This is a genomic window from Streptomyces sp. bgisy027 (assembly GCF_057710365.1).
Map to the genome: position 1 here is coordinate 13,453 of NZ_JBYIVZ010000045.1, position 19,647 is coordinate 33,099.

Sequence of the window (19,647 nt, forward strand, 5' to 3'; positions counted from 1 at the left end):
CTGCGTCGTATCAGAAGTCACTAGGAGAGTGTCAGGTCCGTCGTGATGGTTTCCCAGAGGGCGTCGAACCACTTCTGGGATTCCTCCACGAACGCGGCGTCACGCTGTCCGGCCTGCTTCATGAAGGAGAAGAGAAGGGACGTCGAGCCCAGCGCGTCATACATGTCCAGCGTCCGGCTCTCGTACTCCTCCTGCCGTTCGGCGAGGACGTAGTAGCCGATCAGGGCCTCCTCGTCGTTCAGGAGGTACAGCTTGACCGGCGGGGTGAACGGCAGCGCCCGGAAGGTGACACGGACGTCGACGCCGTGCGTGGCACGCATGGCCTGGAGGTTGTGCCGCAGCACCTGCGCCTGGGCGTTGCGCATCTCCAGCCAGCGCTTGTGGACCGGGTCGTCGCCCTCGCCGCCCTCCACCGAGACCGGGAAGGCAAGGTGGATGTCCCGGGAGGGCAGCAGGATGCGGACGTCGATCGACTCCGGTTGGATCGAGCCCTCGTGGATGAGGCGCAGGGGTTCGCCGAGGGCCAGCATCAGGGTCTCGGAGGTGTGGCAGACGACGTCCACGCGGACGTGCGGTACGGCGAACGCCTCCGTCAGGCGGGGCGCCAGACTGACCATCGTCGGCTGGGGGGCACCCCGCGTGGGCGTGGGCAGGGCGATCCGGGGCGGGCTGCCCTTGCTGACGTTGGTCAGGAGACCGTCCTCCTGGAGCGCGCGCAGGGCCTGGCGTACGGTGCCCCGTTCCACGCCGAACTCCTCGGCCAACTCGGCCTGCGTGGGCAGGCGGTCGCCCGCCTTGAGCTCCCCGACACGGATCCGCTCGCGCAGGACGTCGGCGATCTCCTGGGGCGAGAGTCTCCTGCTGCCGTTCACTGCCACGTTCTCCTGGGTCACGACCAAAACGCTACAACTCGCACCCATCTAGTGGGAGTTGTTTGTAGCTTGTTTCAAAGTAGGGGCCAAGTGGGGACAACTTAGTCAGAGTTGGCGTCAAGTTGGTTGAGTTGGCGGAAGTAATCCTTCCATTCCCAGGAGCCCGAAGGGGGAAACACCGATGCCCGTTCTCGCACTCCTCTCCGCCGTCTTCGTCGTAGGCGTCGAGCAGACCCTCCAGTGGAAGTACGGCGCCACCGGCATCATCGGCCTACTGCTGCTCACCATAGGCATCAAGGCCAAGAACCCTGCTGTCAGTTCCATAGGGGCCGTCGTCCTCGCGATCCTCGTCTCGGGACCCGCCCTGTGATCCACGCGCGTCCCGGGGGCCGTCACGCGCGCCGCGACAGCGACGAACACACAGGTCAAACGTTGTGGGGGACGATCAGCTCGTGAGCACAAGCTCCGAACTGATCGTCTCCCACAGCGCGTTGAACCACACGTGCGACTGCTCCACGAACGTCATGTCCCGCAGCCCGGCCCCCTGCTCGAAGGCGAACAGCGTCGACCGGATGCCCGGAGCGTCGTACATCTCCAGATGCTGCTGCCCGATCTCCACCTCGCGGCGGCTCAGCGTGTAGTAGGCGAACAGCGCCTCCGTGCCGTTGAGCAGGTACAGCTTCACCGGCGGCGTGAACGGCAGCGCCCGGAAGGTGACCCGCACGTCGATGCCGTGAGTGGCGCGCAGCGCGAGCAGGTTGTGCCGGAGCACCTGCCCCTGGGCGTTGCGCTGGGCGAGCCAGCGGCGGCGCAGCTGTACGTCGACATCGTCGGCGGAGTCGTTCACGGGCGTCGGGAAGGCGAGCGGGATGTCCCGGCTCGGCAGCAGCACCCGGAAGTCGACCTTGGCCGGTTTCAGCTGTCCGGCGTGGATCTGACGGAGCGGTTCGCCGATGGCGAGCGTGAGGGAGACCGCGGTGAGGCACAGCGCGTCGATCTCCACGTGCGGGGCCGCGAAGGCGGACGCGATCCGCGGCGCGAGGGCCACCATGGTGGGCGCCGGCGGTGCTCCGGGGCCGGTCAGCGCCTTGCCGAGGTCGGGGGCGACGGTGGCCGGGGCACCCTTGGAGACATTGGTGAGCAGATGCTCCGACTGAAGGATGCGCAGCGCTTGCCGTACGGCTCCGCGCTCGACTCCGAACTCGTCGGCCAGCTTGGCCTGGGTGGGCATGCGCTGGCCGGGCCGCAACTCGCCCGAGGTGATCCGGGCGCGCAGCTCGTCGGCCACCTCCCGGTGTGACTTCTGTGGCCGCTGTGAACTCTTCCGTCCATTGACGGAGGCGTGTTTCGGCTCCACGGCCAAACACTACAACTTCCCGCCATCTTTAGGCAGTTCCAGGGAAGGTGGTTATGAGTCGCTTCCAAGCGGTGATAAGTACAGTGAAGTTGGTCGCCAACTTAAGCAACATGGTCAAGCTTCAAGAGTGTTGGCCACAAGCATCGGTTCTGTCGACCATCGTCCCCGAAGGGAGACCTGCATGCCGCTCGTCTACCTCGCCGTCGCCGCGCTCGTCATTGGATTCGAGCAACTCATCCAGTGGAAGTACGGGCCGATGGGCATCATCGCCTTCCTCGCCCTGTCCATCGGTATCAAGGCAAAGAACACCATGATCGGCGGCATCGGCGCGGTGATCCTCGTCATGCTGCTCGCCCATTAGGTCTTCGCGAGAAGGCCCCGGGGACCAGGTTCGGCCGCCCGGGCTCCCTTCCGGAGGGGAGCCGGGAGCCCGGTCGGTCAGCACAGTCACAACTCCACACCGACAACTGAACATCGACCGCACAGCCACAACTGAACAGCTCGCTACGGATGAGCAGACCCGTCGTCGGGAGAGAGGAGTCTCAGAACATGTCCGGGCACCAAGCCCGCCTGGACGTACGCAGCAGGGCGTCGGCCACCTTGGCGGCGCCCGCTCGTTCTTCCCGGACCCGCCCCAGCGCGGCGAGCCGTACGGCGGACTCGTCGCCCAGCCACAGGGCGCCCAGTTCGGCGATATCGAGGGTGAGGTCCGCCGCGGCCGTGGTCGGCGCGCAGGACGCCCCGTCCGCCGCCGCCTGAAGCCGGTAGCGCCCACCGGCCAGCCCGGCCCCGTCCACGACCTCCAGCACCAGCGTGCCCCGGCCCTCGTACGTACGCGCCTCCAGAGCCCGTACGACATCCAGGACCCGCACCCACAGCCAGTCCGCCAGCGTCGTGATCCTGGCCGCGCGCGGGTCGGGGAGGAAGAAGGGCAGCAGGTCGTCGGGGGCCCGCCAGCCGCTCTTGACCGTCGTGATCCAGTCGATCGAGCACAGGTAGCGCCACAGGTCGCGCTCGGCCTGCGGCGTCGCCGCGATCAGCCACTTCACGGACGCCGTGTTGAGCGGCTGCTTGCCGTCGCCCCACTTGTCGTCCGCCAGGTACGACACCAGCCCCTCGGCCTCGCCGCCCGCCGAGCGGTACACGGCGAAGAACGGCTCCGTCCACGGGGACCGGTCCGGGCGCACCGCCCCGGTGGCGACCTGCCACCACCGCTCGCCCCGGTCGATGGCACCCGGCTGCGCCAGGCGGACCCGCTCGTGCAGCTCCGGGCCGATCTTGCGTACGTCCGCGCTGTCCACGATGTCGATACGGCCGCCGTCCTCGGGGCCGGCCCATCGGGGGTCGAGGCCGGCGCGGGGGACGTCGACGGTCCACTCGGCGGCCCAGGTGGCGGGGCCGAAGCCGTAGCGGCCGTAGATCGGGTACTCGGCGGCGATCAGCGTCGCCACGACGTCCCCGCGCTCCTTCGCGGCCGCGAGGTCGTGGGCCATCATCCGGTTGAGCAGGCCGCGGCGGCGGTGGGTCGGGGTGACGGTGACGTTCGAGATGGCGTCGGCGGGGACGGTGGCGCCGCCGACGGCGGTGAGTTCCTGGGCGAAGGAACGGAAGGTGGCGACGCAGCGGCCGGCGTCGAAGGCACCGAGGGTGCGGGACGGGACGATGTACGACGCCCGGTCCGCGACCTCCGTCTCGGCGACGCCCGGCGTCCGCAGAAAGCCCGTGTTCAGGGCCCGGCTCCAGTCCGGAATGTCGGCCTCGGTGATCGAGCGGACGTCGATGTGGGGTACGGGACGGCTCATGGGGCCACGGTAGGTCGGCGGGCGCGGGGTGTCGCCGAATTTTCCCCCGGCGCCGGACCGGCAGGCAGCCCGCCCGGCGCCGGCCGCCCCGACGCCCCGACGGCCGGCCGACCGCCGTCAACCCGTCACCCGGCCCACCCGATCCGGCGAATCTTCCACAGCCTGTGGATGAGTTTCCGCGGCCGCCGCCCCGCCCCGGCTACGTCAGCAGGTCGTCCACCTGTGCCTCGCCGTCCCGGTACCGGCGGGCGATCTCCGTGCTGCACTCGTCCGCCGTCCGCTGCAGGAGCTGGCGGCGGCCCGACACCTCCTGCTCGTAGCGCACGAGGCGCCCCATCGCGGTGGTCAGCTCGGCGTCCGTGCGGGCCTGGAGGTCGGACAGCTCCACCTCGGCCAGCATCTCGGCCGCCAGCCGCCGGTACTCCTCGCTCTGCGGAGTCCCCAGCGTCACATGCCGGGCGGAGGAGCGCTGGCGGGCCGGGGCGTCGGCGAGGATCTCCGGGAGGCGGTCCACGACGGACGCCGCGCCCGCGGGGGAGCGCCACGCCAGCTCCGCCCGCAGAATGTCGATCCGCCCCTGCAACAGCCGTCGTACGTAACTCAGGTCCGCCTCGTCGCGCTGGGCGTACCGCCGCAGGGTGCGCAGTTCGGGCAGACTGAGCACGGTCAGGTCGTGCTCGGTCGGCTCGACGGCCGGCCGTGCGTGCGGGCCGGGGCCCGGATCGTCGGCGGTGCGCTGTGTGGGCGGACGCAGACCGTCCAGCCGGGCCGCGTGGGTCGACACGACAGCCCCGGGCGGTTGCTCGGTACTCGGTGTGCTCATATGCCTCTACCGTCCCCTCGACCGGCGTGTGAGGAGCATGGTGCCATCACAAGTGGCACCTATGTGACCGAGTGACCATGAACAGCCCCAGATGGGGGGTTAAGGAGCAAAAAAGAAGCCCCTTATGAGGCACGTCCGCGCACACGGCATGATGGCGCCATGCGAGCTGTGGTGCAGAGGGTGGACGGCGCGAGTGTCGTCGTGGGCGGCGAGACGGTCGGCGAGATCACCGGCGAGGGGCTCTGTGTCCTCGTCGGCGTCACGCACGAGGACACCAAGGAGAAGGCGGCCCAACTCGCCCGCAAACTCTGGTCGATCCGCATGCTGGACGACGAGAAGTCGTGCAGCGACATCGACGCCCCGCTCCTCGTCATCAGCCAGTTCACCCTGTACGGCGACGCCCGCAAGGGCCGCCGGCCCACCTGGAACGCGGCCGCCCCGGGCGATGTCGCCGAGCCGCTCGTGGACGAGGTCGTCGCCCAACTGCGCGCCCTGGGCGCCACGGTGGCGACGGGCCGGTTCGGCGCCAAGATGCGGGTGTCCCTGACGAACGACGGCCCGTTCACCGTGCTTGTGGAGATCTGAGGACCCGGGAGGTCCGCGCTACGGCTCGACGACGACTTCCTGCGCCGCCGCGGTGTCCCCCGCCACCAGCCGCGCGTCCGGCGCCACGTTCCGCTTGACCAGCGCCAGCGCGACCGGACCGAGCTCGTGGTGCCTTACGGACGTCGTGATGAAGCCGATCTTGCGGCCGTCGGGGCCCTCGTCCGCGAGGTGGATCTCGGTGCCGGGGGCCGGCAGGTGGACCTCGCTGCCGTCCAGGTGCAGGAAGACCAGGCGGCGCGGGGGCTTGCCGAGGTTCTGCACCCGGGCGACCGTCTCCTGGCCGCGGTAGCAGCCCTTCTGCAGATGCACCGCCGTGCCGATCCAGCCCAGCTCGTGCGGGATCGTGCGGTGGTCGGTCTCGAAGCCCAGGCGCGGGCGGTGCTGCTCGACGCGCAGGGCCTCGTGGGCGAGGATGCCGGCCGCCGGGCCCGCCTTCTCGGCGTAGGACTCCAGGTCGGCCCGCGGCAGGAACAGGTCACGGCCGTACGCCGTCTCGCGTACGACCACGCCCTCGGGCACCTCCGCGATGGACCCGGCGGGCAGGTGCACGATCGCGAAGTCGTCCGTGCGGTCGGCGACTTCGACCTGGTAGAAGAACTTCATCGACTCCAGGTAGGCGATCAGCGCCTCCTGGGTGCCGGGCTCGACATGGGCCCAGACGGTGGTGCCGTCGTCGACCAGATACAGCGCGTGCTCGATGTGGCCGTGCGCGGAGAGGATCAGCGCCTCGGTGGCCTCGCCCGTGGGCAGCTCGCTGACGTGCTGGGTGAGCAGCAGGTGCAGCCAGGCCAACCGGTCGTCGCCGGTGACGGCGACCACTCCGCGGTGCGACAGGTCGACGAAGCCGGTGCCGTCGGCGAGGGCGCGCTGCTCGCGGAACAGATCGCCGTAGTGGGCGGCGACACCTTCGTCCACGCCCTCGGCGGGGACGGCGCCGGGCAGGGTCAGCAGGGGGCTCTTCATGGGCACAAGCCTACGACTCGGTAGTTGAAGTCTTGCCGTTCGCGCCCTTGTGCGCGCAGTCCTTGCACCGGCCGAAGATCGCGAAGTGCTTCATGTCCGTGTCGAAGCCGAACTCGCGGCGCAGTTTGGCCGTGAACTCGGCGGCCACCGACACGTCGGCCTCGATGACGTTCGTGCAGTCGCGGCAGACCAGGTGGATGTGGTGGTGGCGGTCCGCGAGGTGGTACGTCGGCGCGCCGTGCCCGAGGTGGGCGTGGCTGACCAGCCCGAGCTCCTCCAGGAGCTCCAGGGTGCGGTACACGGTGGAGATGTTGACCCCCGACGCCGTCTTCCTCACTTCCACGAGGATGTCGTCGGGGGTCGCGTGCTCAAGGGTGTCCACGGCTTCCAGGACAAGCTGACGCTGCGGCGTCAGCCGGTAGCCGCGCTGCCTGAGGTCGCTCTTCCAGTCGGTGCTCACCACACCGGAAAGTCTAGAGCCACTTCGCCGGATGCCGGCTTCTGAAAGTCGGGCACCTACTTGAAGAAGGCGATGCCGTCGTCCGGCATGTCGTCCGGCAGGGCCTTGGCCCAGCGCTCGACGTCCTCCGGGGTGACGACCTTCTTCAGGTGGGCCGACATGTAGGGGCGCAGCTCGACCTCGGGGGTCTGCTTCTCGCCGACCCACATCAGGTCGCTCTTGACGTAGCCGTACAGCCGCTTGCCGCCGCTGTAGGGACCGGAGGCGGCCGTGCGGGCCACGGCGTCCGTGACCAGGTCGATCTGGGGCTTCTTGTCGGCCATCTCGCCGTACCAGATCTCGACGACGCCGTCGTCGCGGACCATCGTCACCTCGACCTTGCGGTCGGCGTCGATGCGCCAGAAGCCGTGCTCGGACTCCAGGGGACGGACCTTGTTCCCGTCGTTGTCCAGCACCCAGGTGTGGGACTGGTACTCCAGGAAGTCACGGCCGTCGTGCGTGTAGGTGACCTCCTGCCCGAAGTTGCACTTCTCGGAGCCCGGGAAGTCGTGCACGCCGGCGCCGGCCCAGTTGCCGAGCAGGAAGGCGAGCGGGACGAGGTCCTTGTGGAGGTCGGACGGAATCTCGATCATGAGCGGCGTTTCCTAGACGTGGGTCAGCGCTGGCCCTGGTACAGCTTCTTCACGGTCAGGCCGGCGAAGGCGAGGACGCCGACGCAGACCAGGGCCAGCAGGGCTTCGAAGAAGATCTCCACGGGGTGCTCCTCGATGAGCGGAGGTTGAGCGGTACGTACAGGGCCGGGCCCCAGCTTACGCGGCCGGGGACCGGCCCTTCTTGTGAGGTACGCCCTCACGGACCCGCGCGGGGTCAGCCGAGCAGTTGGGTCTGCAGCACCACCGTCTGCTGGAAGGGAACGGCGTGCGCCTTGCCCTTCCGGGACTGGATGATCACCGCGAGGACGTCACCGGCGCTCACATACGCCTGGCGGACCTGTTCGGCGCCCGGTGCGAGCTCGACGTAGGCCATCCGCCCGGTGCCGTCCGGCAGGGGCACCTTCGCGAAGCCCTCGTCGAAGCCGGACGCGAAGGGGTCGGTGCCGCGCACGGTGTAGGTCGGGCCGCTGAACACGGCAAGCTCGGTGAACAGGCCGTCCGTGACCGCCGCGGTGCCGAAGTGCAGCAGGTAGACGCGGGTGTGCGTGCCGTCCTTTGTGGTCCAGCCGCGGGCGGCGACATGGCGCAGCCCGTTGTCGACGAGCTTCTGCCGCAGCTCCGCGCGCTCCTCCTTGTCCCGGTACTCCGCGAGGAAGTCCCCGGTCGCCAGCCAGCCGGCCGCACCCCGTAGCGCCTTGTCCTCCTGAGCGCCCTCGGGGGCGGGCAGCACCAAGGCGCGCAGATCGGCGTAGTGGGCGCCGCCGGTGTTCGCCTCGGCGAGGGGTCCCGGGCTGCCGGAGGGCAGCGGCGGCTTCGTCAGCCTCGGGTACTCCCAGCGCCCGTCCGACTCGGTCGCCAGGCCCGGTACGTCCGTCCGCTCCATCCGCGTGATCCCGTACGCCGAACCGGCCCCGACCGCCGCGCAGGCGACGACGGCCGCGGTCCAGCGCAGGACGGCGCGCAGGACACGGCGGTCCTTCGCCGCCGGGGGCCCGTCCGGGGCGGGCGGTGTGAGCAGCGGTTCCCCGGGCAGGACGGGATCCACGGGCGGCTGCTGCCCGGCCTTCCGGCTCGTCTCGCTCATACGGCCTCTCCCGGCTCGGCGATGCGGTCGAGCTGGGTGCGCAGCAGCACCGCGGCCTCCTTGGTGTCGAGTGGCTTCCCCGCCTCCGCTGTGGCGGTGACCAGGATGTTTCCGACATAGGCGGAGCAGAACATGGCGTCGAGTGCGCTGTCGGCGTCCTTGGGCGGCAGGAAGCACCTGGCGTTCTTGTGGCCCTTGATCGCGGGGCCCTTGCGGAAGATGTCCAGGGCCTCCAGGAACTCGCTCTGGACCGTCGCCATGTTCCGGACCGCGGCCGAGTTCTCCATCTGGCTCAGCACGATGGACAGGGCGATGGCCCCGTCGCCGTCATCGGCGGCGCTCACGCTGAGGTAGCTGCGCATCGCCATGCCCTTCAGCCGCAGCTTGTCGAACTCCTTCTCCAGCTTCCGCCGCTGCGACCGGGGCAGATCGCTCAGCGACTCCCGCTGCAGCGCCATGGCCTGGGGTCCGCTGAGCGACGCGTCCGAGCCGAACTCTCCGAGGTCCGGCCCACGGACCCAGCCGTCGGTGCCGTACGGCACCAGCATCCCGGCCAGCCCGGACGCGCTCGCCGCCTTGGTGTCACCGGCCTTTCCGGCCGGGAGCTTCCACAGCGGGGCTCCCGCGTCCAGATCGGCGTCGCGCACGGTCACGACAGTGTGTCCGACGCCCACGACGACGGCTCCGACCAGCAGCAGGGACCCGGCCAGCGCGGCGACACGGCCCTTGCGGCGGGGCTTCTCGGCGGGCGGGGCGACGGGGGCGGGCAGTGGCTCGGGGGCGGGCTCGACCGGAACGGCCTCGTTCTGGTTGTCACTCACAGCCGCTCCATCTGTCGCTCGGCCAGGTCCATGACAGTCTTCTGCTTGATCGGCCTGGTGCCGTAGAGCCAGATCTGCAGGGCGATGTCACCACGCGAGGCGTGCGCTTCCGCCGAGTACATCGGCAGGTAGCCCGGCTCGGCCTCGGGCTTGTCGTGGACGTATACCATGCCGTTCCCGGTGCCGGGGATCGGCCGGTTCTCGGTGTCCTGGGACTCCAGCCAGTACTGCTCTTCCTTGACCGCACCGGCCGCGCTGCGGTGCTCCTCCTGCCGGTACTGGACCAGTCGGATCTCCACGGTGTACGAGGAGCCGACGGACCAGCCGGTGACGGCCGCGCGGCGGAACTCGGCGGCGACGAGCTCGTCGAAGACTCCGTCCGGGTCCTCGAAGGTGTCTGCGTAGGCGGCCATGTCCATCCAGCCGTCCTCGCCCTCCAGCCAGTCGACGTCCTTGGCCCCGGCCGGTTTCTTCAGCAGCAGCTTGCGCAGGTCGCCCTCGGTCCGCACCCGGGCGTCCTGGGCGGCGGACAGCCGCTCGGGCGCCTCGCCCCTGGCCTGGGTCAGCGTCGGCTGGGAGAGCGGGGGCAGCTTCGTGGGCGCGCGGCCGGCCTGAATGAGGTAGCCGGCACACGTCCCGGCGACGAGCCCGAGCACGGCGGCTCCAGCGATCAGCAGCGTCGTACGACCGCGTCGGCGGCGTTTGACCTGTCCCACCTCTCCCACTTCGTCAGAGATCTCTTCTTCGGGTGCTTCCAAGACGTCCCCCACAGAACGTGAGTGCGCTTTCCGTATGGCGCACAGGTGACCCACGGGTGACGCCCGAGGTTGTAGGAGGCTTGATTACGATTCAGCCATGGCGAAGAAGCTGGTGATCAAGGTGACGGCGGGGGCCGATGCCCCCGAACGCTGCTCACAGGCGTTCACGGTCGCGGCGGTGGCCGTGGCCAGTGGCGTGGACGTCTCCCTCTGGCTGACCGGCGAGTCCGCCTGGTTCGCCCTCCCGGGCCGGGCCGCCGAGTTCGAACTGCCGCACGCGGCCCCGCTCCCCGACCTCATCGACGCCGTCCTCGCGGCCGGCCGGCTCACCCTGTGCACCCAGTGCGCGGCCCGCCGGGACATCACGGAGAAGGACGTCATCGAGGGCGTCCGTATCGCGGGCGCGCAGGTCTTCGTGCAGGAGGCGATGGCGGACGGGACGCAGGCGCTCGTCTACTGAGACGGCCCCTACGGGGTGGGGCGCTTGCGGGTGGAGGCGCTCACGGGTGGGGGCGCTTCTTGCCGTCCAGCTCGTCCCACCACTCGTCGGACTTCGGGTCGCCGGAGGGGTCGTCCCACCAGCGGTCCTCCGGCCCCCGCCGGTTGGCGACCATCGCGGCGAGCGGCGGGATGACCATGGCGACCACGCACATGCCCACGGCCACCGGGATCGACCACAGGCGCACCACGCCCCACGCCAGGACGAAGAGGGCGATGCACGTCCCCATCATGGCGAAGTAGAGGTGACGTCGCCGCGCGTACATACATCCAGCGTAGGCCCGCGGCCGAGAGGCCGCGGGCATGCCGAAGGGCCGCATCCCCGGCGTCCAACCCACGGGATGCGGCCCTTCAGGACCGAAAGTCGCCTCAGACCGCGATCGCGACCTCCGCGAGGCCGCCGTGCTGCGCGACGACCGTGCGGTCGGCGGTGGCGCCGGGGACCAGGGCGCGGACGGTCCAGGTGCCCTCCGCCGCGTAGAAGCGGAACTGGCCCGTGGCGGAGGTGGGGACCTCCGCGGTGAACTCGCCGGTCGAGTCCAGCAGTCGGACGTAACCGACGACCGGCTCGCCGTCCTTGGTCACCTGACCCTGGATGGTGGTCTCACCGGGCTTGATCGTCGAGGCGTCGGGGCCGCCGGCCTTCGCTCCACACATGTCTTTCTCCAGATTGGGGTCTGACCGGAAGGAAGGCCGGTCGGGTTTGCCTGCGAGGGTTGGTTACTTGTTGGCGCCGAGCTCGATCGGGACGCCGACCAGGCTGCCGTACTCGGTCCAGGAGCCGTCGTAGTTCTTGACGTTCTCCACGCCGAGCAGCTCGTGCAGCACGAACCAGGTCAGCGCGGAGCGCTCACCGATACGGCAGTAGGCGATGGTGTCCTTCGCCAGGTCGACCTGCTCCTCGGCGTAGAGCTCCTTGAGCTCGTCGTCCGACTTGAAGGTGCCGTCGTCGTTGGCGTTCTTCGACCACGGGATGTTGCGGGCGGACGGGACGTGGCCCGGACGCTGCGACTGCTCCTGCGGCAGGTGGGCCGGGGCGAGCAGCTTGCCGGAGAACTCGTCGGGCGAACGGACGTCGACGAGGTTCTGCGAACCGATGGCCGCCACGACGTCGTCGCGGAAGGCGCGGATGGCGGTGTTCTGCGGCTTGGCCTTGTAGACGGTCTCGGCACGCTCCGGGACCTCCTCGACCAGCTCGCGGGCGTCCAGCTCCCACTTCTTGCGGCCGCCGTCGAGAAGCTTGACGTTCTCGTGGCCGTAGAGCTTGAAGTACCAGTAGGCGTAGGACGCGAACCAGTTGTTGTTGCCGCCGTAGAGGATCACCAGCGTGTCGTTGGCGATGCCCTTCGCCGACAGGAGCTTCTCGAAGCCCTCCTGGTCGATGAAGTCACGGCGGACCGGGTCCTGCAGGTCCTTGGTCCAGTCGATGCGGATCGCGTTCTTGATGTGGTTCTTCTCGTAGGCGGACGTGTCTTCGTCCACCTCCACGATCGCGATCGCGGGGTTGTCCAGGTTCTCCTGGACCCAGTCGGCGTCGACGAGGACGTCGCTGCGGCTCATGCTCTTCTCTCCTCCGGGGCAGTTGCGGCGGGGCGTGCGAGTGCGAGGGGGTGCGCGGGCTCATGCCGGGACGGCGCACCTGTGCCCTGGTCAGGGCGGGGGGAAACGCGGAAGTCGGAGCTTCCGCTCAGAAGGGGCGACAGAGCATGGCGGCAACGCGGCAGAGGTCTACTGCCCGCCGCTTCGTGAGATCCGCCTGTCGCTTCATGACCTCGATCGTAGGGAGCGACAGGCGGGCGTGTCACCGGTGTGTCGTATTCTGAGACACGATCGTCCGGGATGTGGGATGGAGAAGCCGTGGGGGCTGCCGCGGCACGGCTTCCGGCCGCCTGCTCCGCGTGTCACATCTACGGTACGGACGACGCCGTCTCGCCAATTGGACGCGCGTCCTTTGTCCACCGCCCGCGCCGTACTACCCGGCGAGGCGGACGTCCGAACCCTTCACCGTGATCTCGACGCCGTCCTTCGCCGCCTGGACGCCGTCGAGCTGGATACCGCCGGGCAGCCCGTCGATCTTCTGCTCGAAGTCGGTGATCGCGCGGGCGCGGCTCTCGGCGATCTCGGCGCCGCCGAAGTTCGGCAGGGTGTCGGCCTTCACCCGCACGGTGTCGCCCTGGGCGGAGACCGAGCTCAGGACGTAGACCGGCTCGGGCAGCTTGGTGCCGAGGACGGTGGCCTCGACGGCGACCTTGATCTTGCCGCTGCCGCCGTCGGACAGGCCGACGACGCTGGCGGTGACGCCGGGGGCGACCTGGGTGGGCTCGGACTTCGCCGTCTTCAGCAGTTCCGCGTAGCTCACGGACGCGGTGCCGGTCGCGGTCGCGGCGGTGGCGGAGCTGTAGTCGCCGGAGAACTCGACGCCCTTCATGTTCGCCTTGAGGTCGTCGATCCGGATCGACTTGCCCTCGGCGCCGGCGGTGGCCTCGAAGCCCTTCATGCCGAGCTCGACGTCGTCCAGCGAGCCGCTCGCGACCTGGGTGAGGAACGGGAAGCCCTTGATGGACACGTCAGGGGCGGCGGCGAGGTTCTCGCGGCTCTGGACCTTCGCGGCGACCTCGTCCTCGGCGAACCCGACGGCGAGCCGGTCGGCCAGCACGAACAGGCCGCCCAGGATCACGACGACTATGAGCAGGATCCGCAGGGCACGCATGTTGTGGTCTTCCCCCCACCTGAGCGGTCGCCGACCACTCGGGTGACGGACGACGACGGTCTTCGGACGACCGGGTGGCCGTCCAGCGCGAGGGTAACCCCGGGGTGCGGCCCGGCCGCGAGATTGTCGATCACCTGTGACAGGCCGGGCCCTTGCGTCTCAGCCCAGCGCCCGCCCGAGGACGTACACCGCGGGCGCCGCGGCGGCCAGCGGCAGGGCGACGCCCGCCGTGAAGTGGACGAAGCGCGAGGGGTAGTCGTAGCTGGCGACACGGTGCCCGATGAGCGCGCAGAGCGCCGCGCCCCCGCCGAGCAGCGCCCCGCCGGACCCGACCCCGGTCATCGCGCCGACCACGGCCCCGGCGCCCACGCCCGCGAGCAGCGCGGCCGCCACGGACGCCGGTGCCGGCAACGGCAGCGCGCGGACCACGACCGCGACGGCGACCGCCACCGCGCCGACGGTCACCGCGTCCGCCTCGGCCGCGAGATATCCGGCCGCGACGATCGACAGGGCCGCCGAGGCCACCGTCGCCATCAGGCCGTACATCCGCTCGTCCGGGTCGGCGTGCGAGCGGAGCTGGAGGACCAGGGTCAGCAGGACCCAGACGCCGAGCGTGCCCAGGATGGCCGCGGGCGCATGGTCGGAGGCGAGCAGCGCGATGTCCGCCGTGACCGCCCCCGCGAAGGCGAGCGCGATGCCCTGCCGGGCGGGCCACATGCCGTTCAGCCGGAACCAGCCGGCCGCCGTCACGGCCTGGAGGGCGACCAAGGGCACGAGCAGTGCGTACGGCCCGATCGCCGCCGCCACCGCGAGCAGCAGCCCGAGCAGCGCCGTGAGCCCGGCCGGCTGCATCCCCGGTTCGATGATCGGGGAACGGCCCTCCTGCCGGGCCCGCTGGGCGTCGGTGACCCGGGAGTTCCCGGCGAGGGTCGCGGGGCCGTAGCCGTCCTGGTCGCCCTGCCCGGCCTCGGAGCCGGACCGAGGCGCCTGGGGCTGGGGCTGGGGCTGTGCGTGCGCGTGCGCGTGCGCGTGCGGCTGAGCCTGGACGTGCTGCTGCCCGGCATGAGCCTGCTGCTGCGGCCCGCCGTACTGCTGCCCGGCGTGCGCCTGCTGCTGTCCGGCATGAACCTGGCCCGTGCCGTCCCAGCCGCCCGTCTGATAGCCGGAGGCATACGCGCCCTGCTGGTCCCCGCCCTGGTACTGCCCGGCGCCCTGGTAGCCGGCGTACGGCCCCGCCGTGCCGTCCTGCGGCGGCAGACCGGCCGTCTCCTCCTCCGGGGCCGGCGTCACCGGCTGGTGCACCTGGGTCTCCCAGGTCTGCCCCTGCCACTGCTGCGTGTACTGCTGGGCCGCCTGCGGATCGTCGTACGGCTGCTGCTGGGCCGGCCACCCCTGCGGCACCTGCCGCCGGTAGGGGTCGTAGCCCTCGTTCTCGCCCTCATACGGCTGGTTGGTCATCTCACCCTCCTGCGAACGGCGGGAGCACCTCGACCGTGCCGCCGTCGGCCAGCCGTACCGTCTCATGTCCGCGGGTGCCCACGGGGTCACCGTCGACGAGGAACGAGCATCGCAGCAGTACGCGCGTCAGTTCCCCGGGGTGTCGCGCACGCACCGCGTCGAGCGCCTCGGCGAGCGTGGCCGCGTCGTACGGCTCCTCGGCGACCTGGGCGGCGGCCTTCGCGGCGGCCCAGTAGCGCACCGTGACCTTTGCCATCTGTTCCTCAATCGATCGACGTGATCACCGCCGGGAAGCGCCGGCCGGTGAGCAGCGACCAGGCTAGCCCGCCCGGCCGGCGGCCCAGTCCCCGATCCGGGCCAGCAGGTCGTCGGCGGCCGCGTGCTCGGCGTGACCCATGCCGGGCTCCAGCCAGAGTTCGCCGTGGTCACCGGCCGCGTCGGCCAGCATGCGGGGGTGGTCGAGCGGGAAGTAGCCGTCGACGTCGCCGTGCACGATCAGCAGCGGCGTCGGGGCGATGTGCCCCGCCGCCTGCACCGGCGACATCGGCACCGGGTCCCAGCCGCGGTGATGGATCCGGGTACGGAATCCGTACCGGCTCACCAGACGCCCCTCGGGCCGGGTCACCAGCCAGTGCAGCCGGCGCATCCGGGGCGTGCCCCGGTAGTACCAGCGCGCGGGAGCACTCACCGACACCACCGCGTCCGTGCCCGCCCCGCCCCGGCCGGACGACCCGATCTCGGCGTCGCCCACACCCGTACGGCCGTACAGCGCCGCGTGCCGCAGCACCACCGAGCCGCCCATGGAGAAGCCGACGGTCGCCACGCGCGGGTGCCCGAGCTCGCGGGCCCAGCGCACCGCGGCGGCCAGGTCGAGCACCTCGCGGTCCCCGACCGTGGAGCGCCCGCCGGACGCGCCGTGGCCGCGGAAGGAGAAGGTGACGACAGCGCCGTGCGGGGTGAGGGCCTCCGCCACCCGCCGCACATGGGGCTTGTCCACGTCGCCGGTGAAGCCGTGGGCGACGACGAACGCCAGGTCACCGGAAGATGGACGGGAGGCGTCGTATACGACCGCCGCAGGGTCGTATACGGAATCGATCGTCACCCCGTCGTCGGTGTACAGAAACGTCCGCATAGGTGTACGTCTGGTCGTCTCAGAGTTCGGACGAACCGTAGATCGTGCCACATGACCTGCCGTGTCAGCGCCCATGTCGGCTATTCTGCTGGACAGAGGACTCGGGCAGCGCAGCCCCCGGGTCCTTTTGTGCTTTCGGAAGCGTTGTATACGAAGCGGGAAACCGCAGGTGTACGGGGCCTTCGGGATCGCAGAGCAGATCCGTACCGCCCACGTCCTCGCAGGGACCGAGGAGGAACCAGACGTATGAGTTCTCTGCTGCTCCTGACCAACGCCCTCCAGCCGTCGACGGAGGTGCTCCCGGCACTCGGCCTGCTCCTGCACAACGTGCGGGTGGCCCCGGCCGAAGGACCCGCCCTCGTCGACACCCCGGGCGCCGACATCATCCTCGTGGACGGCCGCCGCGACCTCCCTCAGGTGCGCAGCCTGTGTCAGCTGCTGCGCTCGACCGGCCCCGGCTGTCCGCTCGTCCTCGTCGTCACCGAGGGCGGCCTGGCCGCCGTCACCGCCGACTGGGGCATCGACGACGTCCTGCTGGACACCGCCGGCCCGGCCGAGGTCGAGGCACGGCTGCGGCTCGCCATGGGCCGCCAGCAGATCGTCAACGACGACTCCCCCATGGAGATCCGCAACGGCGACCTGTCGGTCGACGAGGCGACGTACTCCGCCAAGCTCAAGGGCCGCGTCCTCGACCTCACCTTCAAGGAGTTCGAGCTCCTGAAGTACCTCGCCCAGCACCCGGGCCGCGTCTTCACCCGCGCCCAGCTGCTCCAGGAGGTCTGGGGCTACGACTACTTCGGCGGCACCCGCACGGTCGACGTCCACGTACGACGGCTGCGCGCCAAGCTCGGGCCCGAGCACGAGTCGCTGATCGGAACCGTCCGCAACGTCGGTTATCGATTCGTTACCCCGGAGAAGGTCGACCGGGCCGCCGAGGAGGCAAAGGCCAAGGCAGCCCAGGCAAAGCCGGAAGATGCGGACGAGGCGGACGCCCGGGAGGGCGCCGAGGTCCGGGCCGAGGCGTAGAAAGGCGGGACGGACGCCCGGGCACCGCTTCCGGGCGTCCCTTTCGCACCGGGAGAGCGACCGCAGGGCGCCAAGGGAGCTCCTTCACGCCCTGCCCAGAAGGGGTCCATCCGCGTAGACTCCGCGCGTGGCCAAGGTGACTCGCGATGACGTTGCGCGGCTGGCAGGTACGTCGACTGCCGTCGTCAGTTATGTCATCAACAACGGACCCCGGCCGGTCGCCCCGGCCACGCGCGAGCGCGTTCTCGCCGCGATCAAGGAACTGGGCTACCGGCCCGACCGGGTCGCCCAGGCGATGGCCTCGCGGCGCACGGATCTCATAGGCCTGATCGTCCCGGACGCGCGCCAGCCCTTCTTCGGGGAGATGGCCCACGCGGTCGAGTGGGCCGCCGCCGAGCGCGGAAAGATGGTCCTCGTCGGCAACTCCGACTATGTCGGCGAGCGCGAGGTCCACTATCTGCGGGCGTTCCTCGGCATGCGGGTCTCAGGGCTCATCCTCGTCTCGCACGCGCTGAACGACCTGGCCGCCGCCGAGATCGAGGCCTGGGACGCCCGGGTCGTCCTGCTCCACGAGCGGCCCGAGGCCATCGACGACGTCGCCGTCGTCACCGACGACCTGGGCGGCGCCCAGCTCGCCGTACGCCACCTGATCGAGCACGGCTACGACTACGTCGCCTGTATGGGCGGCACCGCGGAGACCCCGGCGGTCGGCGACCCGGTCTCCGACCACGTCGAGGGCTGGCGGCGCGCGATGGCGGAGGCGGGGATCCCCACGGAGGGGCGGCTGTTCGAGGCGCCGTACAACCGCTACGACGCGTACCGCATAGCGCTGGACCTGCTGGCCGGGCCGAAGCGTCCGCCCGCGATCTTCTGCTCCACCGACGACCAGGCCATCGGCGTGCTGCGCGCGGCGCGCGAGCTGCGGATCGATGTGCCGGGGGAGCTGGCCGTCGCCGGGTTCGACGACATCAAGGAGGCGGCGCTGGCTGATCCGCCGCTCACGACGATCGCGTCGGACCGCTCGGCCATGGCTCGGGCCGCGGTGGATCTGGTGCTGGACGACGGGTTGCGGGTCGCGGGTTCGCGGCGGGAGCGGTTGAAGGTGTTTCCGTCGCGGCTGGTCGCGCGGCGGTCGTGCGGGTGCGCGTGAGGGCTCGGGGAGCCCTGTGATGTGGCGGCTGCCGGTTGTGTGTGGCTGGTCGCGCAGTTCCCCGCGCCCCTGACGGGGCGCTTCCATGAAGCCATTCTGAGAAGGCTCGGGCCGCCGCCAGAGGCGTCTTTACATCGGGCATACGACCTTCTGCCGGGCTTCTCAGCCGGCACTCAGGAAGCTCTCATGGTCGGGCGACAAGCTCGTTGTCATGACCGAGAGCTTCCGCCGCAGCGGCGATCACCAGAACCCGTACCAGGGCGCCCAGCAGCACGCCTCCTCTCCCGTGAACCCCGAGTGGCCGCCCCCGCCGGCACACCAGCCGACGCACCGGGCCACTGCCGGCGAAGCCCCCACCACCCTCCTCACCGAGCCGGTCGCCCAGTCGCCCAGGTCGCGGCGCCGGCCCCGCGGGCCCGTCGCCCTCCTCGCCGCCGTGGCCATCGTCGCCGCGGCGATCGGCGGCGGCACGGCCTACGGCATCCAGGAGCTCACCGGCAACGACACCGTCGCCGCCTCCAGCTCCACCAGCGCCAACGTCGTCCCCTCCAGCCAGAAGGGCACGGTCTCCGGGGTCGCCAAGGCGGTCAGCCCGAGCATCGTCGAGATCAACGCCCAGTCCAACGCCGGTTCCTCCACCGGCTCCGGCGTGATCATCACCGGCGACGGCGAGATCATCACCAACAACCACGTCGTCTCCGGCGCCTCCCAGGTCAAGGTGACGACGAGCGACGGCAAGTCGTACACGGCCGACGTCGTGGGCACCGACAGCAGCAAGGACCTGGCGCTGATCAAGCTGCAGAACGCCTCCGGGCTGACGGCGGCCACCCTCGGCAACTCCGACGGGGTCCAGGTCGGCGACGAGGTCGTGGCGATCGGCTCTCCCGAGGGCCTGACCGGCACCGTCACCAGCGGCATCGTCTCCGCGCTCAACCGTGACGTCACCGTCTCCACGGACGAGGGGCAGCAGCAGGGGGGCGGCGGCAACGGGCAGTGGCCGTTCGAGTTCGGAGGTCGGCAGTTCAACGGCGACACCGGCTCGTCCACGACGACGTACAAGGCGCTCCAGACCGACGCGTCCCTGAACCCCGGCAACTCCGGCGGCGCGCTGATCGACATGAACGGCAACATCATCGGCATCAACTCGGCGATGTACTCGGCGGCCGGCTCGGGCTCGTCCGACGCGGGCAGCGTGGGCCTCGGCTTCGCGATCCCGATCAACACGGTCAAGGCCGACCTCGACACCTTGCGCTCGGGCTCGCAGAACTGAAGGAGCACGTCATGATCAAGCAGGCGCAGCACACCGCGACCCGCGTCGGCCCGGCCGACCTCGCCCTGGCCCTGGAGGTCGCCGGCGCCCTGCACGCGCCGACGGCTCCGTCCCGGGCGCCGGAGCTGGCGACCGCCCGCCCCCGCGCGGGTCGTCGCACGGCCGGCACCCGCACCCGCCGCCGTACCGTACGAGGCTGAGAAC

At 70.5% G+C, this 19,647-nt stretch carries 26 protein-coding genes; 8 read left to right on the top strand and 18 right to left on the bottom strand.

Annotated features, from left to right (window positions below; genetic code table 11):
* Window positions 1–20: 20 nt before the first annotated feature.
* A complete protein-coding gene (locus AC3ETA_RS35335) occupies window positions 21–899 on the bottom strand; it encodes a winged helix-turn-helix domain-containing protein (RefSeq protein WP_432196975.1) in 879 nt (292 codons plus the stop codon).
* 154 nt (window positions 900–1,053) lie between these two features.
* Between AC3ETA_RS35335 and AC3ETA_RS35340 the strand changes: the two genes are divergently transcribed.
* Window positions 1,054–1,242: a hypothetical protein gene (locus tag AC3ETA_RS35340; protein ID WP_030948652.1), complete on the top strand. Its 189-nt coding sequence runs from the start codon at window positions 1,054–1,056 to the stop codon at window positions 1,240–1,242.
* A 75-nt stretch (window positions 1,243–1,317) separates the two neighbouring features.
* Here AC3ETA_RS35340 and AC3ETA_RS35345 read toward each other — a convergent pair whose 3' ends face one another.
* Entirely contained in the window at window positions 1,318–2,235 is a 918-nt protein-coding gene (locus AC3ETA_RS35345; RefSeq protein ID WP_432196976.1) for a winged helix-turn-helix domain-containing protein, read from the bottom strand.
* Between the two features lie 175 nt (window positions 2,236–2,410).
* Here AC3ETA_RS35345 and AC3ETA_RS35350 point away from each other — a divergent pair, with 175 nt between their 5' ends.
* On the top strand, window positions 2,411–2,590 hold the full coding sequence (locus tag AC3ETA_RS35350) for a hypothetical protein (RefSeq protein ID WP_030948647.1): 180 nt from the start codon (window positions 2,411–2,413) through the stop codon (window positions 2,588–2,590).
* A 181-nt stretch (window positions 2,591–2,771) separates the two neighbouring features.
* On the opposite strand, the gene AC3ETA_RS35355 is transcribed toward AC3ETA_RS35350, so the two are convergent.
* Both AC3ETA_RS35355 and AC3ETA_RS35360 read right to left on the bottom strand, forming a co-directional pair.
* Window positions 2,772–4,031: a GNAT family N-acetyltransferase gene (locus AC3ETA_RS35355; protein WP_432196977.1), complete on the bottom strand. Its 1,260-nt coding sequence runs from the start codon at window positions 4,029–4,031 to the stop codon at window positions 2,772–2,774.
* 199 nt (window positions 4,032–4,230) lie between these two features.
* On the bottom strand, window positions 4,231–4,854 hold the full coding sequence (locus AC3ETA_RS35360; protein WP_432196978.1) for an RsiG family protein: 624 nt from the start codon (window positions 4,852–4,854) through the stop codon (window positions 4,231–4,233).
* 159 nt (window positions 4,855–5,013) lie between these two features.
* On the opposite strand from AC3ETA_RS35360, the gene dtd reads away from it, so the two are divergent.
* Window positions 5,014–5,439: a D-aminoacyl-tRNA deacylase gene (dtd, locus tag AC3ETA_RS35365; protein WP_432196979.1), complete on the top strand. Its 426-nt coding sequence runs from the start codon at window positions 5,014–5,016 to the stop codon at window positions 5,437–5,439.
* Window positions 5,440–5,457: 18 nt separating this feature from the next.
* Here the strand turns inward: dtd and ygfZ are convergent, their stop codons facing one another.
* The 6 genes from ygfZ to AC3ETA_RS35395 form a co-directional block, all read right to left on the bottom strand.
* Window positions 5,458–6,423 carry a CAF17-like 4Fe-4S cluster assembly/insertion protein YgfZ gene (gene ygfZ, locus AC3ETA_RS35370; protein WP_432196980.1) on the bottom strand — a complete coding sequence of 322 codons (966 nt, stop codon included), beginning with the start codon at window positions 6,421–6,423 and terminating at the stop codon, window positions 5,458–5,460.
* Between the two features lie 10 nt (window positions 6,424–6,433).
* Window positions 6,434–6,886 carry a Fur family transcriptional regulator gene (locus AC3ETA_RS35375; protein WP_107906156.1) on the bottom strand — a complete coding sequence of 151 codons (453 nt, stop codon included), beginning with the start codon at window positions 6,884–6,886 and terminating at the stop codon, window positions 6,434–6,436.
* A 53-nt stretch (window positions 6,887–6,939) separates the two neighbouring features.
* Window positions 6,940–7,515, bottom strand: a complete 576-nt coding sequence (locus AC3ETA_RS35380; protein ID WP_432196981.1) for a heme-binding beta-barrel domain-containing protein — start codon at window positions 7,513–7,515, stop codon at window positions 6,940–6,942.
* 235 nt (window positions 7,516–7,750) lie between these two features.
* Window positions 7,751–8,620 (bottom strand): hypothetical protein, encoded by an 870-nt coding sequence (locus AC3ETA_RS35385; RefSeq protein ID WP_432196982.1) that lies wholly within the window; start codon window positions 8,618–8,620, stop codon window positions 7,751–7,753.
* Complete coding sequence (locus AC3ETA_RS35390; protein ID WP_432196983.1) at window positions 8,617–9,441, bottom strand: hypothetical protein; 825 nt, start codon at window positions 9,439–9,441, stop codon at window positions 8,617–8,619. Before AC3ETA_RS35390 ends, AC3ETA_RS35385 begins: the two co-directional genes overlap by 4 nt.
* Window positions 9,438–10,157 carry a hypothetical protein gene (locus tag AC3ETA_RS35395; RefSeq protein WP_432196984.1) on the bottom strand — a complete coding sequence of 240 codons (720 nt, stop codon included), beginning with the start codon at window positions 10,155–10,157 and terminating at the stop codon, window positions 9,438–9,440. Before AC3ETA_RS35395 ends, AC3ETA_RS35390 begins: the two co-directional genes overlap by 4 nt.
* Window positions 10,158–10,296: 139 nt before the next feature.
* On the opposite strand from AC3ETA_RS35395, the gene AC3ETA_RS35400 reads away from it, so the two are divergent.
* Window positions 10,297–10,659, top strand: a complete 363-nt coding sequence (locus tag AC3ETA_RS35400; protein WP_432196985.1) for a DsrE family protein — start codon at window positions 10,297–10,299, stop codon at window positions 10,657–10,659.
* Window positions 10,660–10,699: 40 nt separating this feature from the next.
* On the opposite strand, the gene AC3ETA_RS35405 is transcribed toward AC3ETA_RS35400, so the two are convergent.
* From AC3ETA_RS35405 to AC3ETA_RS35440, 8 genes are all read right to left on the bottom strand, one after another.
* Window positions 10,700–10,963 carry a DUF3099 domain-containing protein gene (locus AC3ETA_RS35405; protein WP_030957146.1) on the bottom strand — a complete coding sequence of 88 codons (264 nt, stop codon included), beginning with the start codon at window positions 10,961–10,963 and terminating at the stop codon, window positions 10,700–10,702.
* Window positions 10,964–11,066: 103 nt separating this feature from the next.
* The gene (locus AC3ETA_RS35410) at window positions 11,067–11,354 is read right to left on the bottom strand and encodes a DUF1416 domain-containing protein (protein WP_030957144.1); all 288 of its coding nucleotides are present in this window, start codon (window positions 11,352–11,354) and stop codon (window positions 11,067–11,069) included.
* A 63-nt stretch (window positions 11,355–11,417) separates the two neighbouring features.
* Window positions 11,418–12,257: a sulfurtransferase gene (locus AC3ETA_RS35415; RefSeq protein ID WP_030957142.1), complete on the bottom strand. Its 840-nt coding sequence runs from the start codon at window positions 12,255–12,257 to the stop codon at window positions 11,418–11,420.
* A gap of 127 nt (window positions 12,258–12,384) precedes the next feature.
* The gene (locus tag AC3ETA_RS35420) at window positions 12,385–12,465 is read right to left on the bottom strand and encodes an Ms5788A family Cys-rich leader peptide (RefSeq protein WP_350751515.1); all 81 of its coding nucleotides are present in this window, start codon (window positions 12,463–12,465) and stop codon (window positions 12,385–12,387) included.
* 204 nt (window positions 12,466–12,669) lie between these two features.
* Window positions 12,670–13,407 (bottom strand): LmeA family phospholipid-binding protein, encoded by a 738-nt coding sequence (locus tag AC3ETA_RS35425; RefSeq protein ID WP_432196986.1) that lies wholly within the window; start codon window positions 13,405–13,407, stop codon window positions 12,670–12,672.
* 159 nt (window positions 13,408–13,566) lie between these two features.
* Window positions 13,567–14,865: a hypothetical protein gene (locus tag AC3ETA_RS35430; RefSeq protein WP_432196987.1), complete on the bottom strand. Its 1,299-nt coding sequence runs from the start codon at window positions 14,863–14,865 to the stop codon at window positions 13,567–13,569.
* Window position 14,866: 1 nt separating this feature from the next.
* Complete coding sequence (locus AC3ETA_RS35435) at window positions 14,867–15,121, bottom strand: MoaD/ThiS family protein (RefSeq protein WP_432196988.1); 255 nt, start codon at window positions 15,119–15,121, stop codon at window positions 14,867–14,869.
* A 63-nt stretch (window positions 15,122–15,184) separates the two neighbouring features.
* Window positions 15,185–16,072 (bottom strand): alpha/beta hydrolase, encoded by an 888-nt coding sequence (locus AC3ETA_RS35440; RefSeq protein WP_432196989.1) that lies wholly within the window; start codon window positions 16,070–16,072, stop codon window positions 15,185–15,187.
* Window positions 16,073–16,243: 171 nt separating this feature from the next.
* Between AC3ETA_RS35440 and AC3ETA_RS35445 the strand changes: the two genes are divergently transcribed.
* The 4 genes from AC3ETA_RS35445 to AC3ETA_RS35460 all read left to right on the top strand — a co-directional run bounded on the left by AC3ETA_RS35445 (window position 16,244) and on the right by AC3ETA_RS35460 (window position 19,643).
* Window positions 16,244–17,023 carry a winged helix-turn-helix transcriptional regulator gene (locus tag AC3ETA_RS35445; RefSeq protein ID WP_432196990.1) on the top strand — a complete coding sequence of 260 codons (780 nt, stop codon included), beginning with the start codon at window positions 16,244–16,246 and terminating at the stop codon, window positions 17,021–17,023.
* Window positions 17,024–17,150: 127 nt separating this feature from the next.
* On the top strand, window positions 17,151–18,173 hold the full coding sequence (locus tag AC3ETA_RS35450; RefSeq protein ID WP_432196991.1) for a LacI family DNA-binding transcriptional regulator: 1,023 nt from the start codon (window positions 17,151–17,153) through the stop codon (window positions 18,171–18,173).
* A gap of 211 nt (window positions 18,174–18,384) precedes the next feature.
* Entirely contained in the window at window positions 18,385–19,443 is a 1,059-nt protein-coding gene (locus tag AC3ETA_RS35455) for a S1C family serine protease (protein WP_432196992.1), read from the top strand.
* A gap of 11 nt (window positions 19,444–19,454) precedes the next feature.
* Entirely contained in the window at window positions 19,455–19,643 is a 189-nt protein-coding gene (locus AC3ETA_RS35460) for a hypothetical protein (protein ID WP_432196993.1), read from the top strand.
* Window positions 19,644–19,647: the final 4 nt, after the last annotated feature.